Source organism: Agathobaculum sp. LCP25S3_E8, assembly GCF_052117165.1.
In the GTDB taxonomy this organism is placed as follows: Bacteria; Bacillota; Clostridia; order Oscillospirales; family Butyricicoccaceae; genus Agathobaculum.
On record NZ_JBQKJR010000003.1, the window covers coordinates 79,982 to 106,599 of the forward strand.

Here is a 26,618-nt window from a genome sequence, read left to right on the forward strand (position 1 = left end):
AACTCAGTCTCCTTTGCATAAATCTTTAAAAATTGCGTCGGCCTGTCGCTGCAAGTCGGCAAGGTCGCCGTTGTTTTCCACAATGTAATTGCATCGCGCGCGATAGAAATCCGCGTCCGGCTGCGCGCCGATGCGGGCACGTGCCGCCTGCTCGTCCAAACCGTCGCGCGCCATAATGCGCTGCACGCGCACCTCGGTATCGGCCAACACGCCGATGATACACTCGCACAGGTCGTCCACCCCCGCTTCAAACAGCGTCGGTGCATCGTACAGCACAAACGGACAATCTCCCTGTGCGCGCATGGCGTCCAAGGACGCGGCACGGATGTAAGGCAGGGTGATTTCATTCAGTTTTTGCAGTTTTGCCGGGTCGGCAAACACGATGCGCGCAAGTTTTGGACGGTTAAGTGCGCCGGTCTCGTCCAGCACGCCGTCGAATGTGGTGTCAAGCTGATGCAGCATGTCTCGATTTTCCGCACACAAAGCGCGATAAACCGCGTCCGCATCTACCCAGCCCGCTCCCTTGTCGCGCAGCAGGGCGGCAAACGTCCCTTTCCCTGTACCGCTGCCACCGGTTAGGCCGATGATTCTCATTTTTCCACCTTCCTTTGCGGGTTATGCAGTCAATCCAGTTCGATCACATGAAAGCCTGCGGCCTTTTTGATACGGTTGGCGACCGCAAGCCCCAGTCCTTCATCGGATGGGCACTGCGCCCAAATCTGCTGTACGTCCGTGTCGTCAAACGCGCGCAGCCGGTCGAACACCTCGCGCGCCTGTGTGGCCAGGTCGTTCTGCGAACCAAAGCATTCAACCACGCAAGTGGGGAAATCATCTTCATATTCATCAAAACAAAGAACGCCAGTGGGTCCAGACAGGTGTTCCGCGATGTATTTTGCCGTCTTTTGTGGGGTGCCACGCACCACCGTCACAGGTGCTTTCGGCGCATAGTGGCGATATTTCATGCCAGGCGCGGACACCTTGACATCGTCTCCAATTTTTTCATACAGCGCGCGGTCGACCTCGACCTCCCCCAGCACGGTTTGGAGCTGCTCGAGCGTCACGCCGCCCGGCCGCAGCAAACGCGGTTTATCGAGCGCAAGCGTCACAACCGTGGACTCCACGCCCACGCCGCACGGTCCGCCATCCAAAATCGCGGCGATGCGGCCGTCCATATCACGCAGCACGTGTTCGGCCGTCGTGGTGGACGGTCGGCCGGACGTATTAGCCGACGGAGCAGCAAGCGGCACGCCTGCCGCGCGAATGAGCGCACGCGCCAGCGGATGCGACGGCAGGCGAATGCCGACCGTTTCCAGTCCGCACGAAACCTCATTCGGAATGCAGTCACCTTTTGGCACAATCATGGTCAGCGGACCGGGCCAGAACGCCTCAGCCAGCAGCTTCGCCTGCGGCGGTACCGTCGGGCACAGGTCATAAATCTGCTCGAAGTCCGCGATATGCACAATCAGCGGGTTATCCTGCGGGCGGCCCTTCGCACGAAAGATTTTTGCCACCGCTTCCCCATTCAAGGCATTGGCAGCAAGTCCATAGACCGTTTCTGTGGGCATACCCACCACTTCGCCCTGTAAAACGAAGTCAGCTGCCGTTTTTACCGCATTTTTATCTTTTTGTGGGGAAATCATGATTGTTTTCATGTTTATTTCACTTCCATATGGGGTTTTTACCCTAAATATATCATTGGCAGCGCCAGCAATGCATCCGGAGTCTCAATCACACCGGTGTAAATGCCGACTGCCACCAGCACAGCGCCAATTGCAAGCAGAAGCAGCCGCTTTGTGATTTTAAGCACAAACAAAATCAGATTAAGCGCCACCAACGCGCCACCAATCACCAGCCATGGCGCGGACTGCATGAGCGCAGAAAGTTCATTCATCGTACAGGTTCTCCTTTCGAGGGGGTCAGGCTTCGCTCTGTGCCTTCAGCTTTTCGGCGGTGTCCGCCGCAATGAGCGCGTCCAGAATCTCATCCATATCACCGTTTAAAAACTGGTCGAGCTTATAGAGCGTCAGCTTAATGCGGTGATCGGATACGCGGTTTTCCGGGAAATTATAGGTGCGGATACGCTCCGACCGGTCACCCGTGCCGACCTGACTTTTGCGGTCGGCGGCAATAGCGGCCTGCTGTTTTTCCACCTCGGCCTCATATAGACGGCTGCGCAGCACGCGCAGCGCTTTGTCCTTGTTCTTATGCTGGCTGCGCTCATCCTGACATTCGACAACCGTGCCGGTCGGAATGTGAGTGACGCGAATGGCCGAGGATGTTTTATTGATATGCTGACCGCCCGCGCCTGATGAACGAAAGGTATCAATACGCAGGTCGTTGGGGTCGAGGTAGAAGTCCACCTCTTCCGCTTCGGGCAGCACCGCGACCGTTGTGGTCGAGGTGTGGACACGGCCCTGACTCTCGGTTTCGGGCACGCGCTGCACGCGATGAACACCACTTTCAAACTTGAGCCGCGAATACACCTTATCCCCCGCCACACGGAATACGATTTCCTTATAGCCGCCCAGCTCGGTCTCGGACGCACTCATCACTTCGGTCTGCCAGCCGCGCTTATCCGCATACATTGTGTACATGCGGTATAAATCAGCCGCAAACAGCGCGCTTTCCTCACCGCCTGCGCCGCCGCGTATTTCCACGAAAATATTTTTGTCATCATTCGGGTCTTTGGGCAGCAGCAGAATCTTCAGTTCATCCTCCAGCCGCTTTTCCTCCGCCTTGGCCGCATGCAGCTCCTCCTGCGCCAGTTCCTTCATGTCCGGGTCGGACAGCATTTCGGTCGCATCTGCAATCGTCTGCTGCGCCTGCTCATAGGCGCGGTAAGTCACAACAATCGGCTCCAGCTCATTGCGCTCTTTGAGCAGCTTTGCCGCACGGTCAGGGTCATCGTACAGCCCCGGCTCGGACAGACGGGCTTCCAGCTCATCCATGCGCTGGCACAATCCCTTTACTTTTTCAAACATGCGTTTCTCCTTCCCCTCAGACCGTCCAACGGCCGGTCAGCATCAGCCCAAGGATTGAGCAATATTCCCGGCAGCGCACCGCAACCCACTGACCGGGATAAGGCGTAGGCGCGGGTATACCCAGCCCCTCCTCGTAGCCCGCACGACGCATCAGCACCTTGGCGCGCGCCAAATGATAATCGCTGGTGATAACCGCAGCAACATAATCCGCATGGTCGCGTGCATCCGCTGTTTCAATCAGCGCGCGTGCATTTTCCAAATTTTCAATCGTATTGGTAGACGCATCCTCGCGCAGCAGACGAGCAGGGTCAATTCCCTTTTGCTCGGTTAGGTACGCGAACATGGAATCCGCTTCGGTGCACGGCTCGTTTCCGCCCTGCCCGCCGCACAGCACCGCTTTGCTGTCCGGATTAGCGGTCAGCAGCTCCGCCGCGGTGTCACATCGCGCCGCAAGCGCAGCGGACGGCTGTCCGTCCGGATTGACCAGCGCACCGAGCACAATATAGTAATCCGCCTGCGTGTCGGCCTGTTCCGCCTGCATACCTGCCTGAATCACAAAAATCTGAATCGCGGCAAACGACAGGACAAACAGCGCGAACAGCACGCGCCCAAGTACCGCCAGTACGCGGCAGGCACGGAATGCCTCCTGCCCGCGCAGCACCAGCCACATTCCGGCGCAGCCGACAGCCAGTGCAAGGAAGAACGCTGCGCCAAAACGTGACGGCGCCCACGGCAGCTGCACCACGCCGCCCACGGCGAACACTGCCGCAAGCGTCAGCCAGATTTTACGTTCGATCATTGCTGCAACTCCTCCAATTCAGCCGCGACAGCCTCCCATTCATCCATCTTGGCGGCCAGCGACTCGTCGCATGCTTCCTTTTCGGTCATAAGTTCTAACAGCCGCGCTGAATCGGACGAAGCCGCGATCATCTGTTGCTCGAGATCCGCCGACTGCTGTTCCAGCTGGGAAATTTCCCGTTCCAGCGTATTGAGCTGTTTTTGTAGATTTTTTGTGCCGCCCGTGCGCTTTGGCTTTTCCGGCGGGCGGGGAACGTCGTCCAATGTCGGGACATCGGGCTTTTTGCGTTTTGGCGCCGGGACAGGCGCGGGAGTATCCGGCTTTTCCCCTTTTTCGCGGTATTTCAGGAAATCGGAATATGAGCCGATAAAGTCAATCAGCTGCCCATCCTCCAGATACAGCACGCGCGTAGCAAACCGCTCGACAAAGTAGCGGTCATGCGAGACAAACAGCAGCGTGCCATCGAACGCCTCAACCGCCTCCTCAATCCATTCACGGCTGGCCAAATCCAAATGGTTGGTTGGCTCGTCAAGGATGAGGAAATTGAGCGGGTCGTACATCAGCTCGCACAGCCGCAGACGACTTTTCTCGCCGCCGGACAACATTTCCACGGTTTTCATCTGCTGCTCACCCGTAAACTGGAACGAGCCCAGCCGGTTGCGCGCCACCTGCATCGACACGTTCTTATCGTAAATCAGCGTGTCAATCAGGTTGCGGTGCGGATTGGCAAAGTGCACCTGCTGCGGCAAATAGGCGGGGCGCAACCCCACGCCCTTACGAATCACGCCGTTATCCGGTGTTTCCTCGCCAAGCAGGATTTTGAGCAGCGTGGTTTTACCCGCGCCGTTCGCACCGAGCAATGCGACCTTTTCGCGGTTGCGAATATTGAAGCTAATATCGTATAATATTTCCCGCCCATCATAACTCTTTGTAATATCCTTGACCTTGAGGACTTCCTCCGTCTCATAGTTCGGGTCGCCAAATGTGACGGTCATTTTCTTTTCGGTCTTGGGCCGGTCGGTTACTTTCATGCGCGCAATGCGCTTCTCGATGGACGCCGCACGCTTGGCAAGATGCTCGGTGCCGTGCTCGTGCATGGCACGGGCGGTCGCCTCGAGACGCTTTTTCTCGGCCAGCTCATGCTCATGGTGCTTGAGCTGCTCTTCTCGACGGCGCTCCCGCTCGACCGCGTAATACGAGTAATTGCCGTTATAGAAATCGCAGGTGCAGTCGTGAATTTCGATAACGCGATCGCAACACTGATCAATAAACCAGCGGTCGTGGGAAATAATCATAACAGTGCCGCGATAATTTTCGAGGTATTCCCCAAGCCAATCCACTGCCTGCATGTCCAGATGGTTGGTCGGCTCGTCGAGCAGCAGGATGTCGGTTTGCTCCAAAATAATACGCGCAAGGTTGATGCGCGTCTTTTCCCCGCCGGATAACAGTGCAAACTGCTGCGCACGCATTGCCTCGGGAATATCCAGACCGTTGCATACGCGGTCAATCTCGTAATCCCGGTTATAGCCGCCCAGAATTTCCAGACGGGTTTCGAGCTGCGCATACCGCTTGAGCAGCGATGCGTCATCCGGTCGGCGGGTCATTTCGTCGGTCAATTCATCCATTGCAGCGGCCACCTCGTCCGACTCGCGGAAAGCAAGACGCAGCACATCCTCAACCGTAGATTCGGGCGGGAAATCCGGCATCTGGTCAATCACACCCGCGGTTTTCCCCTGTCCAAAGGATACATGCCCACCATCGTAAGGCAAGCGACCGGTCAGGACGTTCAGCAGCGTTGTCTTTCCCGCGCCGTTTGCGCCGAGGATCGCCACCTTTTCTCCCGGCTGGATGTCAAAGGAAATATTCTGTAAAATCAGCTTGTCGCCGTAGTATTTGGTCAGATTTTGTACGGAAATATCAGCCACGTCAGGCGGCTCCTTTCGGTTGATTGGTAATCAGAGATATTATAACACGTTTTTGCCTTGCGGAAAACCCTAACACACCCTCATATGCACGCAAAAAAGGAGAGAACACGCCTGTTCTCCCCCTTGGTATCCGCTTCTTATTCTGCATCAATAGCGCATCATCGGAATCTGATGCGGTTCGGACTGGCCTGCCGGCAGCAGCATGGCGGTGATGTCCGGCCGTCCGGTTTCGATGAAGTTGACTCCGCTGTGAATCAGCCCGGCCAGTGTGCGCTCGTTGTTGGTCGGCAGGCTCATGGTGAACAGACCCGCTTGCTTACAGGCGTCTATCAATCGCGACGTCAAATCCCCGGCAGCCGCGCGCAAGCCGAACAAACCGGTTGTCTGCGCCGCCTGCACCAATGCGTCGATGTTGTCCGGCAACGCGGGCAACTCACCCATAATGTGCAGATCGGGATTGGCCACCGCGATACGCGCCGCCTCCACCAATCCCAAACCGACAAAAATCGTATCGTCCAGATAGTTTACATGGCGCAGCGTCATGCGCAGCTGCGGCAGAAGCGTCTGGTTATGTACCGTTATCGCAATCTTTGCCTGACAGGTGCGCGCCAGCTCGATGGCCTGTCCGGCCGGAATGAGCTGCGGCGCCACCTGATGCAGCTCCGCATAGCTGAAATCGGCAATGCTCATCTGCGTACCGTCTGCCGCCACGCAATAGCCATCCGACGAAAGCACTGCAATGCCGTCCGCGGTCATATCAACCGACAGGCAGCAGCCCTTCGCCCCTTCTTCATTTCCGGCGAGGATAGATTCCAGCCCGTCCGGTTCGGTGTCCATGCAGCCAACCGAGGACAGGACAAAAATCTCCTTATTGGTATAATACAATACCGTTCCCCTTCTTTCTGCTTACAGGGTTTCTGGCTGCTCGTACTCCACGCCCATGGTATCAACCGTGACGGTTTTCATTTTCTGTTCCTGACGGGGACGGTCATGCCAGTCGCGCGGGGCATTCACAATGCCGTCCACCACATCCATGCCCTCAATGACCATGCCGAAAGAAGCATACTGACCATCCAGATGGGGCGAATCCTCCGTCATGATAAAGAACTGGCTGCCGGCAGAGTCCGGCGCCATCGTGCGCGCCATGGAAAGCACGCCGCGGGTGTGGTTCAGGTCGTTCTGGAAACCATTTGCGGTAAATTCACCACGAATCTCATAACCCGGTCCGCCCATGCCGGTGCCCTCCGGGTCGCCGCCCTGGATCATAAAGCCCGGAATGACGCGGTGGAAAATCGTGCCGTTATAAAAGCCCTTTTGAATCAGGGAAATGAAATTGCGGACCGTATTAGGGGCGACCTCAGGATAGAGCTCTGCGCGAATCACGCCGCCCTGCTCCATTTCGATTGTAACAATCGGGTTACTCATGATATATCACTCCATTATTACGATTTTAAGCATATATATGTTAAGCATATATATGTATTGTAACAAATTTCCCGCAAAACGGCAAGCAATGTTTCCATAATGAAACTCTATGCATGTAATTTCCGTACAGCAGTCAAGAAATCCACTTTATGCACAGGTCTTTCCACAGGCCCTTTGGGGATAACCCTGTGTACAAAGTGGATAACTTTCAGTAATTGACCCCACAACCACCCCCAATTCCGCGGGGAAGCCGTTTACGGATTGTAATAAAGCCTGTGGAAAGAGCTATCAGGGGATAATTCGATATGTAACGCGGCAAACTGAATTCGAGAACGCTTGTGCATAAAAGGAGGAGCAATATGGCAGAGGAAAATCCAACCATTCAGGCGCCCGAGGAAAACAACATTGCCGAGACCGGTTCCATTACGGCTAAGACTTCACGCGGCACGGTGCACTGCATCACCATTGTCGGCCAAATCGAAGGGCATATGGAACTGCCCGCACAAAACAAAACAACCAAGTACGAGCATCTGATTCCGCAGATCACTGCTGTCGAGCAGGCCGAGGAAATTGACGGCATGCTCATCCTGCTCAATACAGTGGGCGGTGACGTGGAAGCAGGCCTTGCCATTGCCGAGCTGATCGCGGGCATGACCAAGCCGACCGTCTCGCTTGTGTTGGGCGGCGGACACTCGATTGGCGTGCCGCTGGCAGTCGCGGCAAAAAAGAGTTTTATTGCAGCTTCAGCGGCGATGACCATCCATCCTGTGCGTATGAACGGCACGATTATTGCCGTGCCGCAGGCGTTTGAGTACCTTTCCAAGATTCAGGAGCGGATTGTGGATTTCATCACCGGACACTCTCACATTTCCGCACAATGCCTGCAGCAGCTCATGCGCGAAACCGGTCAGCTGACCGCAGATGTCGGCACGGTAATTTCAGGTAAGCAAGCGGTTGATATCGGTCTTATCGATGCCGTCGGCACGCTGTCTGATGCGCTCAACGCACTATATAACATGATTGGTAAAACACCCGAATCCTGACGCAACAACAAAGGCCCCGTCACCAGACGAGGCCTTTTACTTCCAGATTTCCATAGATTCTCTTTTCCCAGCAGGATATTTCCCGCTGTATTTATTTTTTCTGCACGGACGGGTTCTCCTTTGTTTCTCTTCCGTTACCCTGCCATGGCGTCCGCCATCGGCATCGAAATGAAACCATGCTCCGATCCGTTTTTCGCAGTTTTGTGAAGCTATCCATTTTGACCGGCGATGCTTTTGCCCCCATATTCTGAAAACCAAAAGCCCGGTTTGCACGATACAATTTGATATCTTCGGCTGACTGCTTCTCTTTCCTGCCTTTTACAGGAACTTGTATCCTATTGTTCACGGGAGTCGCCCGACTGCGGTTCGTTTGGTAATGAATACTTTTCGTCGCTAACCTTTCTTACATTCGGGAACTCTATCTCAATTGCCAATGCGTCTCTTACTCGGCGGGCTATCGTTCGATTCTGTTCCTGCTTACCCGAACCACTTTCAGCAAGTTTTGATATCATCTCAATCTTGTGCTCTGGCTCGCTTTTGCGGCATCATACTCATCAGTATGCCCATCGGCCATTGGATGCGCACTATTTTTGGTTTTGCAGGCATCGTCACGGATTCTTTTTCATTCGCCAACGCATCAGATTCAGGGTTCTTTCATGCGCGAACCTTACTTTCCTGCTGCCTCGATCCACTTGCATCGTCAGTATGTTTCACGGATGGATATCACGAGGATAGCTTCCTCAAAGGTGCCGTTCCTTACTTCTTTCAGAAGTCGATCGCGCTTTTCAGGCGGTTCGTTTTGATTGTCTGGAACTCGCTCATTTTTATAGCTATCACCTTGATCGTTTCGGTTACAGCGTCGCGGCGAGTCCCGCGAACGAATAGGATGTCTCTTCTGTTACCATTGGACTCACCTCTTTCTCCGGTCGTATTTGGCTTTACGCCAGTCCTCTCAGAATAAGAATGGGTTTCGCCTTTTTGTAAAGCCCCTGCTTTACTTTCCCTCTGGTGTTTGCCCTTATCTTTTCTGTGACATTATAATATCATCAACATTGCACAACGTCAAGCGTTATTTTATGTTTTTTCACGGTCATTTTGCACGAAAGAAATTGTTCTCTTTCAGCGTTTTTCCTCTTTTCAAGGACATGTGAATTTGCTATAATGGTATTATTGGGTGTGTTTTACGCCCTATATCAAATGTAGTATTGCAAACATTGCTTTGGGGGTCATTTCGACCCCCTTTTTTCAAAGGAGGCACAAGTATAATGGATATTTTCAGCTTTTACATGCCGACCCGTCTGTTTTTCGGTCCCAGATCGGTTAAAAAACTGGCGCGCGCCCGTCTGCCGGAAGGCCGCGGCCTGATTATCACCGGCGGCACTTCCACCACCCGTTTAGGCTATGTGGCCAAGGTAGCCGACGCACTGGCGGAAGCCGGACACGAAACCATGGTTTACAACAAGGTGCAGCCCAACCCGACCATCGAGGGTGTGCGCGAATGTGCTGCCCTGTGCCGCGCAGAAAACATTTCATTCGTCGTAGGCCTGGGCGGCGGTTCCTCCATTGATACGGCTAAAGCAGTCGCTATCATGGCCACCAATGAAGGCGACTGGTGGGATTACATCCACGGCGGCACGGGCGGCGGCAAACGCATTGCCAAGGTCGGCCTGCCGATCGTTGCCATCCCGACCACCGCAGGCACGGGCACCGAAGCCGATCCATTCACGGTGATCACCAACGGCGAAGAGAAAATCGGCGGCGGCGGTGAGAAATGTTTCCCGACCATCTCGATTGTCGACCCCGACTTTATGATGACCGTTCCGCCCCATTTGACCGCTTATCAGGGCTTTGACGCATTTTTCCACGCGGCGGAAGGCTATATCGCCACCACCGCCTCGCCCGTCAGCGAAATGTTCTCGCTCAAGGCAATCGAATTAATCGGCCGTTCTCTTGCGACCGCTGTACATGAAGGCGGCAACGCCGACGCACGTGCCGATGTTGCGCTGGCGAACACCCTGGCAGGCTTTGTTGAAACGCTGTCCAGCTGCACAGGCGAACATGCCATCGAGCATGCGCTGAGCGCGTTCCATCCGGCACTGCCGCACGGCGCCGGTCTAATCATGATTTCCAAGGCGTACTGGAGCCGCTTTTTTGAGTCCTCGGGTGATAAACTGGTTGCCATCGCCCGTGCACTTGGTCACGCGGATGCGCAGAAACCGGAAGACTTTATCGCAGCGCTTACCGACCTGCAAAAGCGCTGCAATGTCAGCGAACTGCGCCTGTCGGGTTATGGCGTGCAGCCGGAAGACTTCGGCAAAATTGCGGACAACGCCATCGACACGATGGGCGGCCTGTTCCGCGTCGACCCGCGCCCGCTTTCGCGCGAGGATATTATCGGCATTTTGGAGGAAAGCTATAAATAATTTCGTGGAAAGCATGCAGCTTTCCGCGAGGGGGGATGCACCGCGGCATAGCCGCGGATGCATCCGAAACGAGAAAAAGTTCCGACGAGCGAAACTTTTTCTCTTCCTTGTATCAAATGCCCGGCTAAGCTGGGCGGTTGATGAAAAAGCCTGCGATTGCAGGCTTTTTCTATCTGATTACGCGCTGACCGGCGCGAAAGGAGGCTCTCCGATGAAAAAATTGCTTCTGCTGGCCACCGGTGGAACTATCGCCTGCCACGAAACCGAAAACGGCCTGTCACCTGCGCTGAGCGGTGCGGAGCTTGTAAATTTTGTACCCAAACTGAGCGAATTCTGCACGATGGACGTACGCGACCTGATGCAGCTGGACTCCACCGACATGACCGCAGACGACCGGCTGCGCATCGCCCGAGCAGTACGGCGGGACGCTGAAAGATACGACGGCTTTGTCATCGCACACGGTACAGATACCTTATCGTACACTGCTGCGCTGCTGCACCACCTGCTGGCCGACCTTGCCAAACCCGTCGTGCTGACCGGTTCGATGCTGCCTATGGGCGTGCCCGATTCGGATGCACCACGCAACCTACTGGACGCCTGCCGGGTCGCGGCCACCGGACGAGCAGGTGTGGTTGTGGTACTGTGCGGCAAAATCCTCGCGGGCAACCGGACGGTCAAATTCCATTCAACGCAAATCGATGCTTTTCTTTCAGCAGGTATGCCGCCGCTCGGCACGGTCGGAACGGATGGCAAAGTGCGCTGGGATGTCCCAGCTGCACCGCCCGCGCAGACCGCTCCCACCTCGCTCGACCCGCATGTGCTGCTTGTCAAGCTCACGCCCGACCTTGACCCGACCTTTTTCGCTGCGCTCCACGGTTATCCCAAAGTGATGCTGGAAACCTTTGGCGCGGGCGGCATTCCCGCGCGACTGGAAAGCGCGGTGCGTGCACTGATTGAAAGCGGCACACGCGTATATATCGCCAGCCAGTGTACCGCAGGCGGTGTGCATCTGCATCACTATGCAGTTGGCCGCCGCGCGGAAGCCATGGGAGCCATTTCCCTTGGTGACCGTACCACCGAGGACGCGCTCGCAGCGGTCATGTGCGGTGAAATCTGAGCCGTCCTGTTTATCTCGTGTCTCGCCCATGTTTTCGCGTTTGCAAGCGCAACCATTCTACGGCATCCGATACTGCACAAGCACAGCTCAAAACAAAAACCGACGGAAAGCATTGGCTTTCGGTCGGTTTTTTGTGTCTCATAGCCGATTTTGAATATTTTCGCGGTAATACGCTTCGAACAAATGCATCATCAGGCCCTTACGGCGGTTTTCTCCTATGTGCCGCAGGTATTTCCAACAGGAGATCGCCGTTATCAGACCGCCTATCGTGCAAACGATGATATCCCCCATCGTATCGCCTACACCGGTCAAGGCCACCTGCTGCGGGTCCGCGCCCGAAAAAGAAACCAGGTATTCCCAAATTTCCCACAGCACCGCGCTCATCATAGCAAACATCCATGTATACAGCGCAGCATTGAAAGCATCCGCAGGGTCAAGGGCATGTCCCGGCTTATTGGCAAAATACACCGCCGTTCCCAGCACCGCAAACAGAAAACCGGATAGGAAGTGCAGAATCTTATCCCAGTACGGAATCAGCTCATACCCGCCGAACAGGCTGGCAAACGACACCGCCGCCAGCACAAACCCGTCGAACACGACCTCCAGCAGGTAAACCGGCCGCAGGCGGCACAGGCGATACAGCACATGCGGCACAGCGGGCAGCAAAAACGCCGCCAGCACCAACAGTCCGTTGTACACCGTCGACTCCCGCAGCATGCACAATACCGCCGCGCAGACTGTGAATACATAATAGAAGATCAGCGTGCTGTTCCGCACGCGGCGCATCCGTTCCATAGGGCCACTCCTTATTTATATTGCTGATAAGCGGCAACCGCCAGCTCGTCGCAGCGGTTATTGTATGGATTATCCGCATGGCCTTTCACCCAATGGAACCGAACCGTATGTTTGTCCAATAAATCCAGCAACCGTCCCCATAGCTCCGGGTTTTTAGCAGGTTTTTTGTCGCTTTTCACCCACCCTTTGGCACGCCAGCTTTTGGCCCAGCCCTTGGTGATGCCGTCAACCACATACTTACTGTCCGAATACAGATCGACCGCACACGGCTCTTTCAGCGTTTCCAGCGCGGTAATCACACCGAGCAGCTCCATGCGGTTGTTGGTTGTGGAAGGCTCGGAACCGGAAAGCTCCTTTTCCTTCTCTCCATATTTTAAAATCGCGCCCCATCCGCCAGGCCCCGGATTACCCGAACAGGCGCCGTCGGTATAGATCGTTACGTTTTTCATATTCCCTCCTGTTTTCTACTCAAAAAATGACAAAAGCCACGAGATACCGTGGCTTTTGGTGTTCTCTTATGCAATCACGCTTGCCGGTACTTCCACCTGCTCGTAGACGATGCTGATAATGGAAAGAACCACCATAGCAGTCGCGCGGCAGATATGTACCAGATCGTCGTTGATACCATGATGACGGCCCGCAGCGCGGTACGCATTGTGCATTGATCCGATACGCGCGATCAATGCGTCTACCGTTGCCGGCGGAATGATCGGGCTGGCCCACTGCTCAAACTTGTCCTCCGTCATTCGACGGCGAATCACCAGCGCTACGCGCTTTTCGTACAGATAATGCGCCAGCAAATTGCGCTCATAGATATCATCGTTATGCGGGTAGGTAAAGAAATCGGTCATATAATGGCAAATCTCGCCCAAATCCACCGAAAGCTCACGCCCATTGACCGGACCGATGGTATACTTTTCCGTGAACGCGCGAATCTTGTCCATCACCTCGTCCATCATAATCGACGGGTTGTGGCGCTTGGTCAGATAAGTGCCGGTCAGGTCAGGCTTTAAGTTACCATACACAAAGCCACTCGAATCAAAGGTAACGCCACAGGTCTGCTCAACGTAATCCATCAACAGATGTGCAACGCGAATATGAGATACGGAATCCATCAGCAATCCTCCAGACGGAACGCACGTTTCTTAACAACATCTTAACATCCGGGTCGATTTGACAAAACCCCGAAAACAGATTTAGTATATCACATTTTTTCCGTCTTGTCTTGTTTTTTTTGAAATTGTAACGAAAACAACACAATCTCTTTAATATTTTGCCGGATTTTCCAACAAAATAATTACATTTTTGGTTATCTTGCCCGAAATGCCTCGCTGCGGAACTGGATTTTTCCCTCAAGCGCCTGCCGCAGCCGCTGACACATGGCCTCGCGGTCGCGGTTGAGCGTGCCGGCAAGGTTGACGTAATTCGAAGCATGGTTTGCGCGGAACACGCTGCCCTCGGCATCGATATGCTCGAGCAGGATGAGCGTCTCATGCGCAATCTCAATCGGGTTCATCAGATAGAATCGGCCCTCCTGCCAGTCACGCATCAGGGGCGTTTCCAGTTCAAAAAGCAAGGTCAGCAGGCCGATATACTCAGGCTTCATGCGCGAGAGCGCTTCGGCGGTCTTAACCGCGTGCTCTTCCGAAAGCTCAGTGGAGCCAAGGCCCGCAATGCAGGTGACCGACAGCTTCATGCCCGCCTGCTTGACCATCAGGCCCGCGCGCACGATTTCATCCGCCGTTTCGCCCTTGTTGACACGGCGCAGCACCTCGTCCGATCCGGATTCCAGACCGAGATAAATCATTTCCAGCCCCAGCTCGTGCAGCAGGTTCAGCTCCTCCTGCGTTTTCACCAGGATGGACGCAGGCGATCCATAGCTGGTTACGCGCTCACACTCCGGGAATACCTGCCGGATGTAACGCAGAATTTCCGCCATGTGCTCGGCACGGCACATGAGCGCGTCGCCGTCAGCCAGAAAAATGCGCCGGACATTCGGATACATACGGCGCGCCTCGTCAAAATCGCGCTTGACGTCCTCGATTTTGCGCACACGAAAACGCTTTTCCTTATACATATCACAAAACGTGCATTTATTGTGACTGCATCCAATCGTGACCTGCACGATCAGGCTGTACGCCTCAGAAGGCGGCCGAAATACGCGGCCTTCGTATTCTATCATGGGAGTTCCTCCTTATATTCTGATAAAAACAGCGGGCGAAGGGGAAAACCTCCGCCCGCTGCCGCTTATTCTTCGGTTGCCGCTTCCTCAGAAGCCTTCTCCTCGGGTTTTTCCTCCTCGGCCTTCTCATCCTCTTCCGGTGTCTGGTCGTCGAACGAATCCTGATAAGCGTCGTCTACCGCCGCGCACTCCTCTGCGCAGGCGCAGGAAGCGCAGTCGGATTCCTCGCGCATCATTTCTTCCAGCTCATCCATGGCCTTGAGCTCCGCCTCGTGGTAAACTTCCTCTTCGCGCTTTTTCTGAAGCAGCATAAGCGCCGCCGTCGCACCGGCCGCACACGCAAGGCTGGTCAGCAGCAGGGTCGCTTTGATTTTCGTCGAATTTTTCAAAGAATCCACTTCCTCTCAAAGTGATGCGGAATATTTATTTAACTTTATCATACACTTGCGGCAAAGTCAATGGCGGCATCCGGTTATTTGCCCAGTTCATAGGCGCGCGCAATGCATTTATCGTTCGCCTGCGCCAGCATATCGGCAAGACCGCATGCCTCAAGCACCCGCATTGCTTCGATCGTCGTGCCGCCCGGCGAGCAGACCGCGCGTATCAGCTCCGCGGGCGTTTTATCGCCCTCCAGCAGCATTTTTGCCGAGCCAATCATCGTCTGGCAGAACAATTTGAGCGCATCCGCCGGATCGATGCCGTGTTCCTGTGCACTTTTAACCATCGCATCGGCAAAGGCATAGATATAAGCCGGAGCAGAGCCCGCATACGGAATGACCTCGTTGAGCATGTCCTCGCGATCGAATACCACGGTCACGCCCATGGTGTCGAACAGCGCACGAATCTGCGCCAGCTGCGCATCGGTTGCCACCGCGTTTTTGACCAGCTCGGTGGCGCCTTCGCCGAGCATCAGCGGCGTATTAGGCATCACGCGGATAATCGGCGTGTCTGCGCCGAGCGCCCGCTCCATCTTGGCGAACGTCACACCCGCGGCAATCGACACCACCAGCGGTTTTTCTCCGCCGTGTTTACCCAACACCGGCAGAATTTCGTCAAAATTCTGTGGCTTGACCGCAAGCAGCACGGTTTCGCACGCGGTGTAGACCTCGGTATAATTCCCCGTGACGGCATAGCCGCAGGCGTGATGCGCCGCGCGCTTATCCTCACTGCGGTTGAACAGCAGCACCTGATCCCGCGCCAGCAATCCGGCTCGAACCGCGCCTTCCGCTATCGCCATTCCCATATTGCCCGCGCCCAGCACGCCAAAACGGTATGTCTTCATGAAAACTCATCTCTCCATTCTGATAGGACGTTAAAATAATTATAGCATACCCGGCTTTTCCCTGCAAATATCTTGTGAAAAACCCGCTTTTATGATACAATAGCTTCATTATTTTATTCCGGAGGAGAAGGAAACGTTGGCACGGTTTGTCCCGCACATTGGACTGCGGACCGTCAAGACCGGTCTTGCTGTAGCGCTGGCACTGTTTTTCGCTGACCTGCGCGGCTCGACATCATTGATTTTCGCCGCCATCGGCGCCATCAGCGCGATGAGCCGCACGGTGGGTGACGCCTTTGAAACCTGCCGCACGCAGCTGACCGGCATCCTGCTTGGCGCAGGGTTCGGCGCACTGTTTGTCAGCCTGCTGGCAAATTTTCGTTATGTGGGGATTGGACTGGGGCTAATCGTGCTGATACTGTTGTGTGTCCGGCTGCGGCTGCACTTTGCCGTGCCGCTGTCCTGCATCGTGTTCGTTTCCATCTGTGTGTCACCAACCGGCGACGCCTTTCAGTACGGCTTCAATCGTTTGCTTGACACCACCATCGGCCTTGCCACAGCACTGGTCATCAACATTGCCATCAAGCCATACAATAACAGCCGCCGTATCTCCGACCTGCTGCGGCATTTTCAGCAATCGGTACCCGCCTATGTCAGCGAACGCGTGCTGTATGGGCGATATCCGGACCTGTCGCCGCTGGCGGCGCAGCTCGAGCGCATCGCAGGAGAACTTACCATTTTTGAGAAGCAGCGCGCGTTTCGCTCGCACAGCCACACCCAACAGGCCATCTTTCTGCGCGGCTGCGAAAAGCTCGCGCAAAGCATCTGGCAGGAGCTGAACGCCTTGTGCGCGATGGACGAAAAGGGACGTCTGTCGCCGGAAAACGCACAGCGGCTGACCTTGCTCGGTCTGACCGCGCCGGACGGCATCTGCGCTGCGCCGCAAAGTACGGCGGATATTGTCGGCAACTACCATCTGGATAATCTGCTGCGCGCATGGCAGTTCCTCGGCGAATTCAACCTCACGGAATAGCGTTCCCGCTGCTCTTGCGGCAGCAAAGAGAAAGAAACATGTAAGGGAGTAGTTTGCAAAAAATGGAACAGAAATCAAGAAGCAGCTTTTCCAGCCGCATCGGCTTTGTGCTGGCGGCGGCCGGTTCTGCGGTGGGTCTGGGCAATCTATGGCGTTTTCCGTATCTGGCCGCACAATACGGCGGCGGTATTTTCCTGCTGGTGTATATTATTCTGGCGGTTACCTTCGGCTTTGCGCTGATGATTACCGAAATTGCCATTGGCCGTAAAACCCGCCTGTCCTGCATCGGGGCGTATAAGGCGCTTGACCGTCGCTTCGGCTTTCTCGGCTGGATTGCGACATTCGTGCCGGTTATCATCACCCCCTACTATTGCGTCATCGGCGGCTGGGTCATGAAATATCTGGCCACCTTCCTCACCGGCAACGGTTTGACCGCAGCCGACAACGGCGGCTTCTTCAATAATTTTATCGGCTTTGACGCAGGCTCTATTCCGGCCACCATGCTGGATTTCAGCGGCCCGACCCCGTGGTTTTTGATTTATGTGCTGCTGACAACCGTTGTAGTCATCTTTGGTGTGGAAAAAGGCATTGAAAAGGCCAGCCGCATTATGATGCCGGTTCTGGCAGTACTGAGCGTGGTTGTCGCGGTCTACTCGCTGACCATCGACGGTGCAATGACCGGCCTGAAATACTATCTTTTGCCCGACTTTTCGCAGTTCTCGGCGTCGACCGTGCTTGGCGCGCTCGGCCAGCTGTTCTATTCGATGTCGCTTGCCATGGGTATTATGATCACCTACGGCTCATATATGCAGAAGGAAAACCTGCTGGAGCACTCGGTCACGCAGATTGAGGTTTTTGATACGCTGTTTGCTTTTATTGCCGGCCTGATGATCATTCCGGCGGTCGTGGCCTTTAACGGCGGCGATCCGACGGCAATCAACGCCGGTCCCGGCCTGATGTTTATTACACTGCCGATGGTATTTGAATCCATGCATTTCGGCTCTATCATCGGCACCGTGTTTTTCCTGCTGGTGCTGTTTGCGGCGCTGACCTCCTCGATTTCTCTGATGGAAACCATTGTGTCGGTCGTCATGGACAAAACACACATGGGACGCAAGCCCGCAACCCTATGTGTTATGGTCATCGTCCTGCTGTTCGGCGTGCCGTCCTGCCTGGGTTACGGTCCGTGGGCGGGCGTTACCATCATCGGCATGCAGTTCCTCGACTTCTTCGACTTTATCTCCAATTCGGTGCTCATGCCGATTGTCGCATTCCTGACCTGCATCCTGATTGGTCATGTGGTTGGTACCAAGGTCATCGCGGACGAGGTGAAGGAAGGCGCAGGCTCCTTCCACCGCGAAGCGCTGCACCGCGTTATGGTACGCTGGATTGCGCCGGTTATGCTGGTGGTCATTCTCGCCACTGAGCTGGCTACCAAGGTGTTCGGTCTTTTCACAATTTAATTCATCTAAACAAAAAGAGGCTTTCCGATCGGAAAGCCTCAGCCTGTCAAGAAAAGAACCGCCGTTTGGCGGTTCTTTTTCATTAAATGCGAGGACATACGCCTCAAATTTGATACAAGGACGCGATTTTGTGTACCACACAGGCGTGCAAAATCGCGTATAGGCGGTGTCCGCGTGGCACGGCCTCTCGATCGAACCTATACGGTTTGATCGATGTCTTTTACCGAATTGGCAGCATCTTGCCGGTTTCAAAGGACTCCTTGCAGCGGTAAGCCGCCTCGGATACCGCCGTGCCGTCGTACACAGTCAGGTCGGAGGGCTTGGTGTTTTCGCGCACATGGCCGGTGAAAGCGACCATTTCGGCCACAAACGCTTCATGCCAGCGGCTCATGAAATCCGGATAGTACTCCTCGCGCGAGCCGTACTCGTCAACAATGTTGAGCAGGTTCTTCGCACCGACATTTGCAATGCGCAGCGTGCCGTGCGTGCCGATGATTTCGGTTTCGACATTGCTGCCCGCCGCGTGTGTGCGGTTGGTGAACATGAAGCCCATTGCGCCGTTGTCCATCTGGATGGTCGCGGCGGCGTTGTCTGCGTCGTTCAGCTCCTTGTACAGGTCAAACTCAAACACCCCGCCAATCGCCCATACGTTCTTGACATTCGAGCCGGTGAACCAGCGGATGAGGTCGATGTCATGCACGCACATGTCGAGGAACTGGCCGCCCGAGTGCGGCGCGAACTTGAGCGTAGACTCAATGGTCGAGCGCGGGTCCTGCGTGTACGAGCGCACCAGCACCACCTTGCCGATATCGCCGTTGTCGATTTTGCGCTTTGCCTCGACATAGGACTTGTCAAACCGGCGCATGAAGCCCAGTTGGAAAATCAGGTCCGGATGCGCTTCGACAACCTTTTCCGCGTCCTTGCACTGAGCAACGTCCGTGCCGAGCGGTTTCTCACAGAACACATGCTTTCCATTTTTCATCGCAATCTCAATCTGCCCGCAGTGCAGGAAGGAGGGAGAAACGATGACAATCGCATCCAGCTCCGGGTTTTGGCACATCTCTTCAAAATCTGTATAAGTATAGGGTACGCCCAGCTCCTCAGCAACCTCTTTCACGCGCTTCTCATCCACATCGCAGACCGCTGCCAGCTCACAGCCCGGCACCTGCGCTGCCAGGTTGCATGCATGCTCGTAACCCAGACGGCCCAGACCGACCGAACCCACTTTGACCGTTTTCATACCGCATTCTCCTTTTCACTCTCATGCGGACGCCCTGACGCGCCCTCTGTCGTTTTGTTGCCTTTATTTTACTGCCGGATGCGCCGAAAAACCAGAGCGTTCTTGCGATTTGTTGGCAAAAAAACAGCCGCGTTTTCGCGGCTGTGTCAAGCAAACTTTCAAATTCTTGCGGTCGGCGTTCAGGCGTGATAGACATACTCGCGCCGGAAGGTGCGCGGCGACATGCCGACCGCCTTGGAGAACTGGGCGTTGAAATGGCTGGGGTTATCATACCCCACCTGCGCGGCAATGCGCGTGACGGGCAGGTCGGTCGTGATGAGCAGGGTCTGTGCCTCACCAATGCGGCGGCGCAGCACATATTGCAGGGGCGAATAGCCGGTCGCCTCCTTGCAGACGTGCGCCAGATAGTACGGACTGACATGCAGCGCTCCGGCCATTTGCTGGAGCGAAAACTCCTCGGCAAAGTGCGCGTCAATATAGTCCTTGATGCGCTGGGCAAACGCATTTTCGCCGGCGGCGCGACCGTCCGCCGCTGCGGCGCGGAACTGCTGCACCAAAGACAATACCGCCATGAGCAGGTGATGCGCGCCGTCATCGTTGCCTGCGGTCAGCTCATCATACAACACGTCATACAGCCGCTCCAGCCGCACGGTCTGCGTTTCGTTCAAGTGGCAGACAGGCGAAGCGTCCTCCGCAATCAGGGCGTTTGCCCGCAGGCCGGGTACGGCAAGACCGCCCAGCGCCAGACTAACCGTGGCAACCGGCCGGTCCGGTCCGGAAGGCTCATCATGCACAACACGGCTGTTGAAGATGAACAAATCGCCGCGGCGCGCATCATACGGCGTGCCGCCCACGTAATACCGGCTTTCGCCGCCGCGCACGAGCACCACCTCGACCAAGTCGTCATGTGCGTGCATGACACGCGGATGTGCCGACGCCTTTTCGTCCGTCCGACTGACCGAAAACAGGCGCGGCATGCACAAAAGGCCGAACGGCGCAGCATATTCCTTTTTGACAAAACACTGAATCATACGGCCTTTTCCCTTCCTTGGATATGGTTATCGTAGCATAAACACCCGCCACGGTCAAGGCGCGCAAAAAAGGCTTCAGGATCATTCCCGAAGCCTTTTTTCGCATAGTCACATAATCTGCCCGCGCAGGATGAGCGTATTGATGTTCAAATCCTCATCAAGCAGAATAATGTTGGCCAGTTTACCCGGCTCAAGCGTGCCGTAATCGTGCTGAACACCGATAGCCCGTGCCGGATTGGTTGACGCTGAGCGCACCGCCTGCCCAAGCGGAATGCCCATCTGTACGGCACGGCGCATGCACTCAAACAGGTTGACAACCGAACCGGCCAGCGTCGTGCCACCGCGCAAGGTTGCACGGCCATTCCGCACGGACACTTCCTGCCCGCCGAGAGTGTATTCTCCATCGTCCAGCCCGGTTGCAGACATGCTGTCCGAAATCAGGATCATCCGGTTTTCAAACAGACGGAACGCCACGCGCACAGCCGACGGATGCACGTGACAGCCGTCCGAAATCAGCTCCACGCCGACCTCGTCGTTGTCGAGCGCCGCACCGATAACACCCGGTTCGCGGTGTGTCAGCGGCGGCATGGCATTAAACAGATGCGTAACCTCGCGCGCGCCGCGCCGGAACGCCTCACACGCGGTATCGTAATCCGCCTCGGTATGTGCCAGCGACAGGCGCACCTCGCCCGCCAGTTCCCCGATTACGTCCAGTCCGCCCGGAAGCTCGGGTGCAATTTCACACAGACGAATCAGACCCTGCGCCTGCTCCTGCAAGCGGCGAAACAGGTCGGCGTCCGGATTTTGCAGCCATGCGCCGTTCTGTGCACCTTTCCGCGCAGGAGAGAGAAACGGCCCCTCCAGATTGACGCCCACCAGCGCCGCGCCGCACCGCTCTGTGCGATACGCCGCAGCAGCCTGCATCACGACAGACAGCTTTTCCTCCGGATAGGTCATGGTCGCCGGACAAATCGCGCACACACCATGCTCTGCCTGATACCGCGCGATGGCTGAAATCGCCTGCTCCGTCCCGTCACAAAAGTCATAGCCCATGCAGCCATGAAAATGGATATCGATCAGCCCCGGAATTGCATATAGACCATCCATATCGCAGGCATCCACCGACACCGGCGCATTCGCAATCCGATCACCCGAGAGCACCAGCCCGCCCGTGCGAAAAGTACCGTCCGGTTGATAAATCCTGAGATTTTTAAACTCCATATACGCGCACGCAGCTTACAGCAGATCCATGCTCTTGGAAAGCGCGGCTTCGTCCGCTACGACGGACACATCGGTATGCAGCTGCAAAATGGAGGCCGGTACACGCGGAGTAACCGGGCCGAAGAATGCCTGACGCACGATGTCGGCCTTGTTCTCGCCCGAAACGACGATCACGATGCGGCGTGCCAGCATGATAGTCTGTACGCCCATGGTATATGCCTGACGCGGCACATCGTCCGCGGACTCGAAGAAGCGCTTGTTCGCCTCGATGGTGGACTCAGTCAGGTCAACGCAATGCGTGCCCTTGGAGAAGTAATCGTCCGGCTCGTTAAAGCCGATATGTCCGTTCAGCCCCATGCCAAGCAGCTGCAAATCAATGCCGCCGGCCGCCTGAATTGCTGCATCATAGCGCTCGCACTCGCGCTCCGCGTCCATCTGTGCCCCGTCCGGCAGGTTGATGCGGCTTTCCGGCACGTTAATGGCATCAAAAAAGTTCTTGTGCATGAAATAGTGATAGCTCTGGTCGTGATAAGCAGTCAGGCCGCGGTACTCATCCAGATTAAAGGTAGTGCACTCGCCAAAGTCCACATCACCCTTGTTGTACCACTTGATGAGCTGCTCATAAATGCCAATCGGGGATGAGCCGGTGGCAAGGCCCAGCACGGAATCCGGTTTGAGAATAACCTGCGCCGAGATAATGTTGGCTGCCTTGCGGCTCATGTCGTTATAGTCCTTTGCACGAATGATTTTCATATTCAATACCTCTCTCTTTGTCCAAACATCTGCCGTCAAAAAAAAACAAAGGCGGGCGTTCGCCCGCCTCAGCTGCTTGAGGAACACCCGCGCCTCCCACTGCCGCAGAAGGACAGGCTTTTCTATTTGACCAGTGTTTCCATCTCACGCGCCAGCGACCGTGCAAGCGGTCCGATGATGACATGCACTTCCCCATCTGCCCAATGCAGCACTCCCGCAGCGCCCGCTGCGCGCAGCTTTGCCTCATCCGCCGCTGCGGCTTCCCGCAGATGCAAACGCAGACGTGTCATGCAATATTCAACGGAAATCACATTGTCCCGGCCGCCGATTGCATCCAGCATGGCTGCGGCGCATCCGGCGACGCTGGCATCCGATAACAGCACCGGTTTTCTTACAGGTTTTCCGTCAGGAACTTCTCGAGCGCAGCTGCTGCTGCTTCTTCGTCCTCGCCCTCAATGGTCAGCTTGACCGTATCGCCCTGCTTGACGCCCATGCTCATCACGCCCATGATGCGCTTTGCATCTACTTCCTTCTTCGGGCCGGCAATCTTGATGGAGGACTTGAACTGCGCCGCCTCCTTGACCAGCATGCCTGCCGGGCGCGCGTGAATGCCGAGTTCGTCCTTAATGGTGTACTCTACGGTTTTCATAATTGCATTTTCCTTTCTATCATTTACATTTTTAAGAATGACTTTTCGCTCTTTGCACTATCAGCAAATCACCGCCTCCGTCACGCTTTCCCGGCAAAGTATGTCCTTTCTGCTGCAAAACCATACGAAAATCCGCATAATAAGACCGAGACAGAAAGAAACCGGCATACCGCCCGAAAAATAAAAACAACCAAACTCCTGCACCGCCGGGTATTCCTTTTTCAGGCCGGCCGCGAGAAATTTGGTTTTGCCCGCCAACACGGTAACAATCCAATCACAACGAGGACGATGTTCACTTGTTGTTAACATTGTAACAAACAGGGCGCGCTTTTTCAAGTCACTACTGCCCGCGCAAATTGCCAGAAAATTCGTCCGTTTTTTGTGCACCTCATACAAATCGATTATTTCCCTTTGCAAAGGTTTTGACGCGGCCCTTCTTTTTTGCTATGCTAAGCGGGAACATAGGAAAGCGAGGCGCAAAAACATGCAGATTGACGGCAACGAACTTGCCATTTTGCAGGACAAGCTAGACCGTGAGGGCAAAAAAGAGGAAGCATGGCGTATCAAGCAGGAATTCCTGCGGCAGGTGCGCGAGGCAGGCGACCACTGCCCATGCCGTCAGCCTTGCCCGCATCATGGCAACTGCTTTGAATGCGTGACCATCCACCGCGGTCACCGCGACCATCTGCCCATGTGCCTGTGGGATATGGTCAACGAACGCATTGCGGCGCTCAGCCACATCACAGAGGGCACCCTGCGGGAATATGAGGACCGCAAGGCAGCCGAGGCGGCGTGCGGCTGCACGGACTGCTGTGGCTGTGCCGGCTGCGGTGAATAAACAAAAAAGATTTCCAGTAAGGAAGGGACGTGTCCGGCACGTCCCTTTTTCCTACTCAGATGCGTTTTCCGTTAAATTTCTGCGCTGCCGCAGGACAGCCTTCGGCAATGATGCAGGCAGCTGCGTCCACCGCATCCGCGCAGGCCTTATCGATGGCCTTCTGCTCATCGGCGGTAAACTTGCTCAGTACCCATGCGGCGAGGTCGTACTCCGGATGCGGCTTTTTCCCCACACCGATTTTGACGCGCGGAAACTCCTCGCTGCCGAGATGATAAATGATGTTTTTCAAGCCGTTCTGCCCGCCTGCCGAACCTTTCGGGCGCACGCGCAGCGTGCCCACGTCGAGCGAAACGTCATCCGACAGCACAATGATGCGCGCGGGTGGAATTTTGTAAAAGGCCGCTGCATCGCGCACTGCCTCTCCCGACAGGTTCATAAAGGTCTGCGGCTTCATCAGCAGCACGCGCGCGCCGCCGAGCGTCGTCTCCCCGACAACCGCCTTAAACTTCATTTTGTCGATTTTGCAGCCGCTGCGCGCGCAGTAGCTTTCCAGCGCGCGGAAGCCCGCGTTGTGGCGCGTGTTGTCGTACTTGCTGCCGGGGTTTCCCAGCCCGACCACCAGCCACTCAATGGGCTGCGCCGCCGCTGCGGCTTTCTGCTCGTCGAGCTTTTTGAAAATATCGAATACTGACATGATTTCACTCCAAAACAAAGCGCCTCCCCCGCAGGGAGGCGCTCTTCTTTTTGTTTATTCTACGGAAAGAATATAATAGTACACCGGCTGTCCGCCGTCGATGACCGAGATTTCCAGTTCTTTGTTCTCCTTGCGCAGCAGCGCCTCTACCTCAGCAGCCTGCTCCGCGCTTATGCCTTCGCCGTAAATGACCGTGGCAAACGCGCTGTCGTCGCTTACCATCTCGCGCACGAGCTTTTTAATGACCGAAGCCTCGCGCCCGCTCGCGCACAGCTTGCCTTCGCTGAGCGACAGATACTCACCCTGCTTAATCTTTTTGCCGTCAAACTCACTGTCGCGCGCGGCATAAGTCACCTGACCGCTGCGCACATGCGCCGCCGCGTCGCGCATCGCCTGCGCCAGCAGGTTTTCATCCTCCCCGTCCGGGTCAACCGCCAGCATCGCAGACATGCCTTGCGGAATGGTCTTGGTCGGCACGACGACAATCTTTTTCTCTTCCGACAGGTGCACTGCCTGCTCCGCCGCCATAATGATATTCTTATTATTGGGCAGCACAAACACGATTTCCGCCGGAACCGCGTCCACCGCGCGCACGATGTCATCGGTCGAGGGGTTCATGGTCTGTCCGCCCTGCACGACTACGTCGACACCCAAGTCGGTAAATACGCTTTTCAGTCCGTCGCCCGCGGCAACCGCGACAAAGCCGAATTTCTTTTCCGCCGGAACAATGACACGCTCGGCCGGCGCATCCGCCGTGCCTTCGATGACCTTGGCGGTGTGCTGCTCACGCATATTCTCAATCTTAACGGTCAGCAGCGGGCCGAACTTGAGGCCCTCCTCGAGCGCCTTGTTGGGCTGGTCGGTGTGCACATGCACCTTGACGATATCGTCATCCTCAACCACCACCAGACTGTCGCCGATTTCACTGAGAATCGCGCGCAGACGACCGACGTTGCGCGCCTTGTCCTTGCGCGCGGCAATAAACTCAGTGCAGTAGGTGAAGGTGATATCCTCATCCGCAATCGCCCCAAAGTCTGCGGCTGCCTTGGTCGGCTCGACAGCGGTGCGCTCCTTGTGGATGCCGCGCAGCGCGTCCAGCATGCCCTCCAGAATGGTCAGGTAGCCGAAGCCGCCCGCGTCCACCACGCCCGCCTTTTCCAGCACGGGATTCTGATGCACGGTTTCCTCCAGCGCCTGCCGTCCGCAGGTGAGCACGGTTTCGAGCACTTGCTCAGCCGACAGGTCCGGCTCGGCCTGACAGGCTTCGACCGCCTGCTGCGCAGACACGCGCGATACGGTCAAAATCGTGCCTTCCGCCGGCTTCATGACCGCCTTATACGCAGTTTCCACACCCTCGCGCAGCGCCAGCGCCAGTTCACGACCGCCCGCCGCATCGGTTTCACGCAGTTTTTTCGCCACGCCACGGAACAGCAGCGACAAAATGACGCCCGAATTGCCGCGCGCGCCGCGCAGCAGCGCGGATGCCGTCGTGTCGACCGCTTTCGCCAGCGTTGGCTCGGTCAGCTTTTCCATCTCGGTCATCGCCGAGCCCATCGTCATGGACATATTGGTGCCCGTATCGCCGTCCGGCACAGGGAAAACGTTCAGTTCGTTAACCTGTTCCTTCTTTTCGGCAATGGCAAGCGCGCCCTCGATCACCATGGACTGGAACAGCGCGCCGTCTATTTTCTGATCTGCCATTTACTTAACTCTCCCCGAATTCTTTT

General features: G+C 55.8%; 28 protein-coding genes. 6 read left to right on the forward strand and 22 right to left on the reverse strand.

Translation table 11 applies throughout. The annotated features are described in order from the left end of the window. Nucleotides 1–3: 3 nt before the first annotated feature. From coaE to ACTQ34_RS02420, 8 genes are all read right to left on the reverse strand, one after another. The gene (gene coaE / locus ACTQ34_RS02385) at nt 4–594 is read right to left on the reverse strand and encodes a dephospho-CoA kinase (RefSeq protein WP_441362323.1); all 591 of its coding nucleotides are present in this window, start codon (nt 592–594) and stop codon (nt 4–6) included. A 29-nt stretch (nt 595–623) separates the two neighbouring features. Next, nucleotides 624–1,652 carry an L-threonylcarbamoyladenylate synthase gene (locus ACTQ34_RS02390; protein ID WP_441362324.1) on the reverse strand — a complete coding sequence of 343 codons (1,029 nt, stop codon included), beginning with the start codon at nt 1,650–1,652 and terminating at the stop codon, nt 624–626. Nucleotides 1,653–1,678: 26 nt separating this feature from the next. Further along, the gene (locus ACTQ34_RS02395; RefSeq protein ID WP_441362325.1) at nt 1,679–1,891 is read right to left on the reverse strand and encodes a hypothetical protein; all 213 of its coding nucleotides are present in this window, start codon (nt 1,889–1,891) and stop codon (nt 1,679–1,681) included. A 25-nt stretch (nt 1,892–1,916) separates the two neighbouring features. Further along, on the reverse strand, nt 1,917–2,981 hold the full coding sequence (gene prfA, locus ACTQ34_RS02400) for a peptide chain release factor 1 (RefSeq protein ID WP_441362326.1): 1,065 nt from the start codon (nt 2,979–2,981) through the stop codon (nt 1,917–1,919). A 16-nt stretch (nt 2,982–2,997) separates the two neighbouring features. Continuing rightward, a complete protein-coding gene (locus ACTQ34_RS02405) occupies nt 2,998–3,780 on the reverse strand; it encodes a YdcF family protein (protein WP_441362327.1) in 783 nt (260 codons plus the stop codon). Then, nucleotides 3,777–5,705 (reverse strand): ribosomal protection-like ABC-F family protein, encoded by a 1,929-nt coding sequence (gene abc-f, locus ACTQ34_RS02410; protein WP_441362328.1) that lies wholly within the window; start codon nt 5,703–5,705, stop codon nt 3,777–3,779. The genes ACTQ34_RS02405 and abc-f overlap by 4 nt, the downstream gene beginning before the upstream one ends. Nucleotides 5,706–5,852: 147 nt before the next feature. Next, entirely contained in the window at nt 5,853–6,590 is a 738-nt protein-coding gene (locus ACTQ34_RS02415; RefSeq protein ID WP_441362329.1) for a hypothetical protein, read from the reverse strand. A gap of 21 nt (nt 6,591–6,611) precedes the next feature. Then, nucleotides 6,612–7,130: a peptidylprolyl isomerase gene (locus ACTQ34_RS02420; protein WP_373164035.1), complete on the reverse strand. Its 519-nt coding sequence runs from the start codon at nt 7,128–7,130 to the stop codon at nt 6,612–6,614. A 359-nt stretch (nt 7,131–7,489) separates the two neighbouring features. On the opposite strand from ACTQ34_RS02420, the gene ACTQ34_RS02425 reads away from it, so the two are divergent. The 3 genes from ACTQ34_RS02425 (at nt 7,490) to ACTQ34_RS02435 (ending at nt 11,713) form a co-directional block, all read left to right on the forward strand. After that, nucleotides 7,490–8,173: a ClpP family protease gene (locus ACTQ34_RS02425; protein WP_441362330.1), complete on the forward strand. Its 684-nt coding sequence runs from the start codon at nt 7,490–7,492 to the stop codon at nt 8,171–8,173. Between the two features lie 1,265 nt (nt 8,174–9,438). Next, a complete protein-coding gene (locus ACTQ34_RS02430) occupies nt 9,439–10,596 on the forward strand; it encodes an iron-containing alcohol dehydrogenase (RefSeq protein ID WP_441362331.1) in 1,158 nt (385 codons plus the stop codon). A 211-nt stretch (nt 10,597–10,807) separates the two neighbouring features. Then, entirely contained in the window at nt 10,808–11,713 is a 906-nt protein-coding gene (locus tag ACTQ34_RS02435) for an asparaginase (RefSeq protein WP_441362332.1), read from the forward strand. Between the two features lie 138 nt (nt 11,714–11,851). Here the strand turns inward: ACTQ34_RS02435 and ACTQ34_RS02440 are convergent, their stop codons facing one another. The 6 genes from ACTQ34_RS02440 to proC form a co-directional block, all read right to left on the reverse strand. Further along, a complete protein-coding gene (locus ACTQ34_RS02440) occupies nt 11,852–12,508 on the reverse strand; it encodes a hypothetical protein (RefSeq protein ID WP_441362333.1) in 657 nt (218 codons plus the stop codon). An 11-nt stretch (nt 12,509–12,519) separates the two neighbouring features. Then, complete coding sequence (rnhA, locus tag ACTQ34_RS02445) at nt 12,520–12,957, reverse strand: ribonuclease HI (RefSeq protein WP_441362334.1); 438 nt, start codon at nt 12,955–12,957, stop codon at nt 12,520–12,522. A gap of 66 nt (nt 12,958–13,023) precedes the next feature. Further along, nucleotides 13,024–13,623: a zinc dependent phospholipase C family protein gene (locus tag ACTQ34_RS02450; RefSeq protein ID WP_441362335.1), complete on the reverse strand. Its 600-nt coding sequence runs from the start codon at nt 13,621–13,623 to the stop codon at nt 13,024–13,026. A 194-nt stretch (nt 13,624–13,817) separates the two neighbouring features. Then, nucleotides 13,818–14,690 (reverse strand): radical SAM protein, encoded by an 873-nt coding sequence (locus ACTQ34_RS02455; protein ID WP_441362336.1) that lies wholly within the window; start codon nt 14,688–14,690, stop codon nt 13,818–13,820. 65 nt (nt 14,691–14,755) lie between these two features. Beyond that, complete coding sequence (locus ACTQ34_RS02460; protein WP_441362337.1) at nt 14,756–15,079, reverse strand: hypothetical protein; 324 nt, start codon at nt 15,077–15,079, stop codon at nt 14,756–14,758. An 83-nt stretch (nt 15,080–15,162) separates the two neighbouring features. After that, nucleotides 15,163–15,972 (reverse strand): pyrroline-5-carboxylate reductase, encoded by an 810-nt coding sequence (proC, locus tag ACTQ34_RS02465; protein ID WP_441362338.1) that lies wholly within the window; start codon nt 15,970–15,972, stop codon nt 15,163–15,165. Between the two features lie 136 nt (nt 15,973–16,108). On the opposite strand from proC, the gene ACTQ34_RS02470 reads away from it, so the two are divergent. Beyond that, on the forward strand, nt 16,109–17,002 hold the full coding sequence (locus tag ACTQ34_RS02470; RefSeq protein ID WP_441362339.1) for an FUSC family protein: 894 nt from the start codon (nt 16,109–16,111) through the stop codon (nt 17,000–17,002). A 62-nt stretch (nt 17,003–17,064) separates the two neighbouring features. Further along, entirely contained in the window at nt 17,065–18,465 is a 1,401-nt protein-coding gene (locus ACTQ34_RS02475; protein WP_441362340.1) for a sodium-dependent transporter, read from the forward strand. 220 nt (nt 18,466–18,685) lie between these two features. Here the strand turns inward: ACTQ34_RS02475 and ACTQ34_RS02480 are convergent, their stop codons facing one another. The 6 genes from ACTQ34_RS02480 to ACTQ34_RS02505 all read right to left on the reverse strand — a co-directional run bounded on the left by ACTQ34_RS02480 (nt 18,686) and on the right by ACTQ34_RS02505 (nt 23,359). Then, on the reverse strand, nt 18,686–19,705 hold the full coding sequence (locus tag ACTQ34_RS02480) for a Gfo/Idh/MocA family oxidoreductase (protein WP_441362341.1): 1,020 nt from the start codon (nt 19,703–19,705) through the stop codon (nt 18,686–18,688). Between the two features lie 179 nt (nt 19,706–19,884). Further along, on the reverse strand, nt 19,885–20,736 hold the full coding sequence (locus tag ACTQ34_RS02485) for a helix-turn-helix domain-containing protein (RefSeq protein WP_441362342.1): 852 nt from the start codon (nt 20,734–20,736) through the stop codon (nt 19,885–19,887). A 108-nt stretch (nt 20,737–20,844) separates the two neighbouring features. After that, nucleotides 20,845–21,957, reverse strand: coding sequence for an N-acetylglucosamine-6-phosphate deacetylase (gene nagA, locus ACTQ34_RS02490; RefSeq protein WP_441362343.1), 1,113 nt, complete (start codon nt 21,955–21,957; stop codon nt 20,845–20,847). Nucleotides 21,958–21,972: 15 nt separating this feature from the next. Continuing rightward, nucleotides 21,973–22,710: a glucosamine-6-phosphate deaminase gene (nagB, locus tag ACTQ34_RS02495; RefSeq protein WP_297275412.1), complete on the reverse strand. Its 738-nt coding sequence runs from the start codon at nt 22,708–22,710 to the stop codon at nt 21,973–21,975. 122 nt (nt 22,711–22,832) lie between these two features. After that, nucleotides 22,833–23,051, reverse strand: a complete 219-nt coding sequence (locus tag ACTQ34_RS02500; protein ID WP_441362344.1) for a PTS transporter subunit EIIB — start codon at nt 23,049–23,051, stop codon at nt 22,833–22,835. 50 nt (nt 23,052–23,101) lie between these two features. After that, nucleotides 23,102–23,359, reverse strand: coding sequence for an HPr family phosphocarrier protein (locus ACTQ34_RS02505; protein ID WP_441362345.1), 258 nt, complete (start codon nt 23,357–23,359; stop codon nt 23,102–23,104). A gap of 484 nt (nt 23,360–23,843) precedes the next feature. On the opposite strand from ACTQ34_RS02505, the gene ACTQ34_RS02510 reads away from it, so the two are divergent. After that, on the forward strand, nt 23,844–24,197 hold the full coding sequence (locus ACTQ34_RS02510) for an LPS biosynthesis protein (protein WP_441362346.1): 354 nt from the start codon (nt 23,844–23,846) through the stop codon (nt 24,195–24,197). Between the two features lie 55 nt (nt 24,198–24,252). On the opposite strand, the gene pth is transcribed toward ACTQ34_RS02510, so the two are convergent. After that, on the reverse strand, nt 24,253–24,891 hold the full coding sequence (pth, locus tag ACTQ34_RS02515) for an aminoacyl-tRNA hydrolase (RefSeq protein WP_441362347.1): 639 nt from the start codon (nt 24,889–24,891) through the stop codon (nt 24,253–24,255). 54 nt (nt 24,892–24,945) lie between these two features. Continuing rightward, on the reverse strand, nt 24,946–26,592 hold the full coding sequence (locus ACTQ34_RS02520; RefSeq protein WP_441362348.1) for a DAK2 domain-containing protein: 1,647 nt from the start codon (nt 26,590–26,592) through the stop codon (nt 24,946–24,948). Between the last annotated feature and the right edge of the window lie 26 nt (nt 26,593–26,618).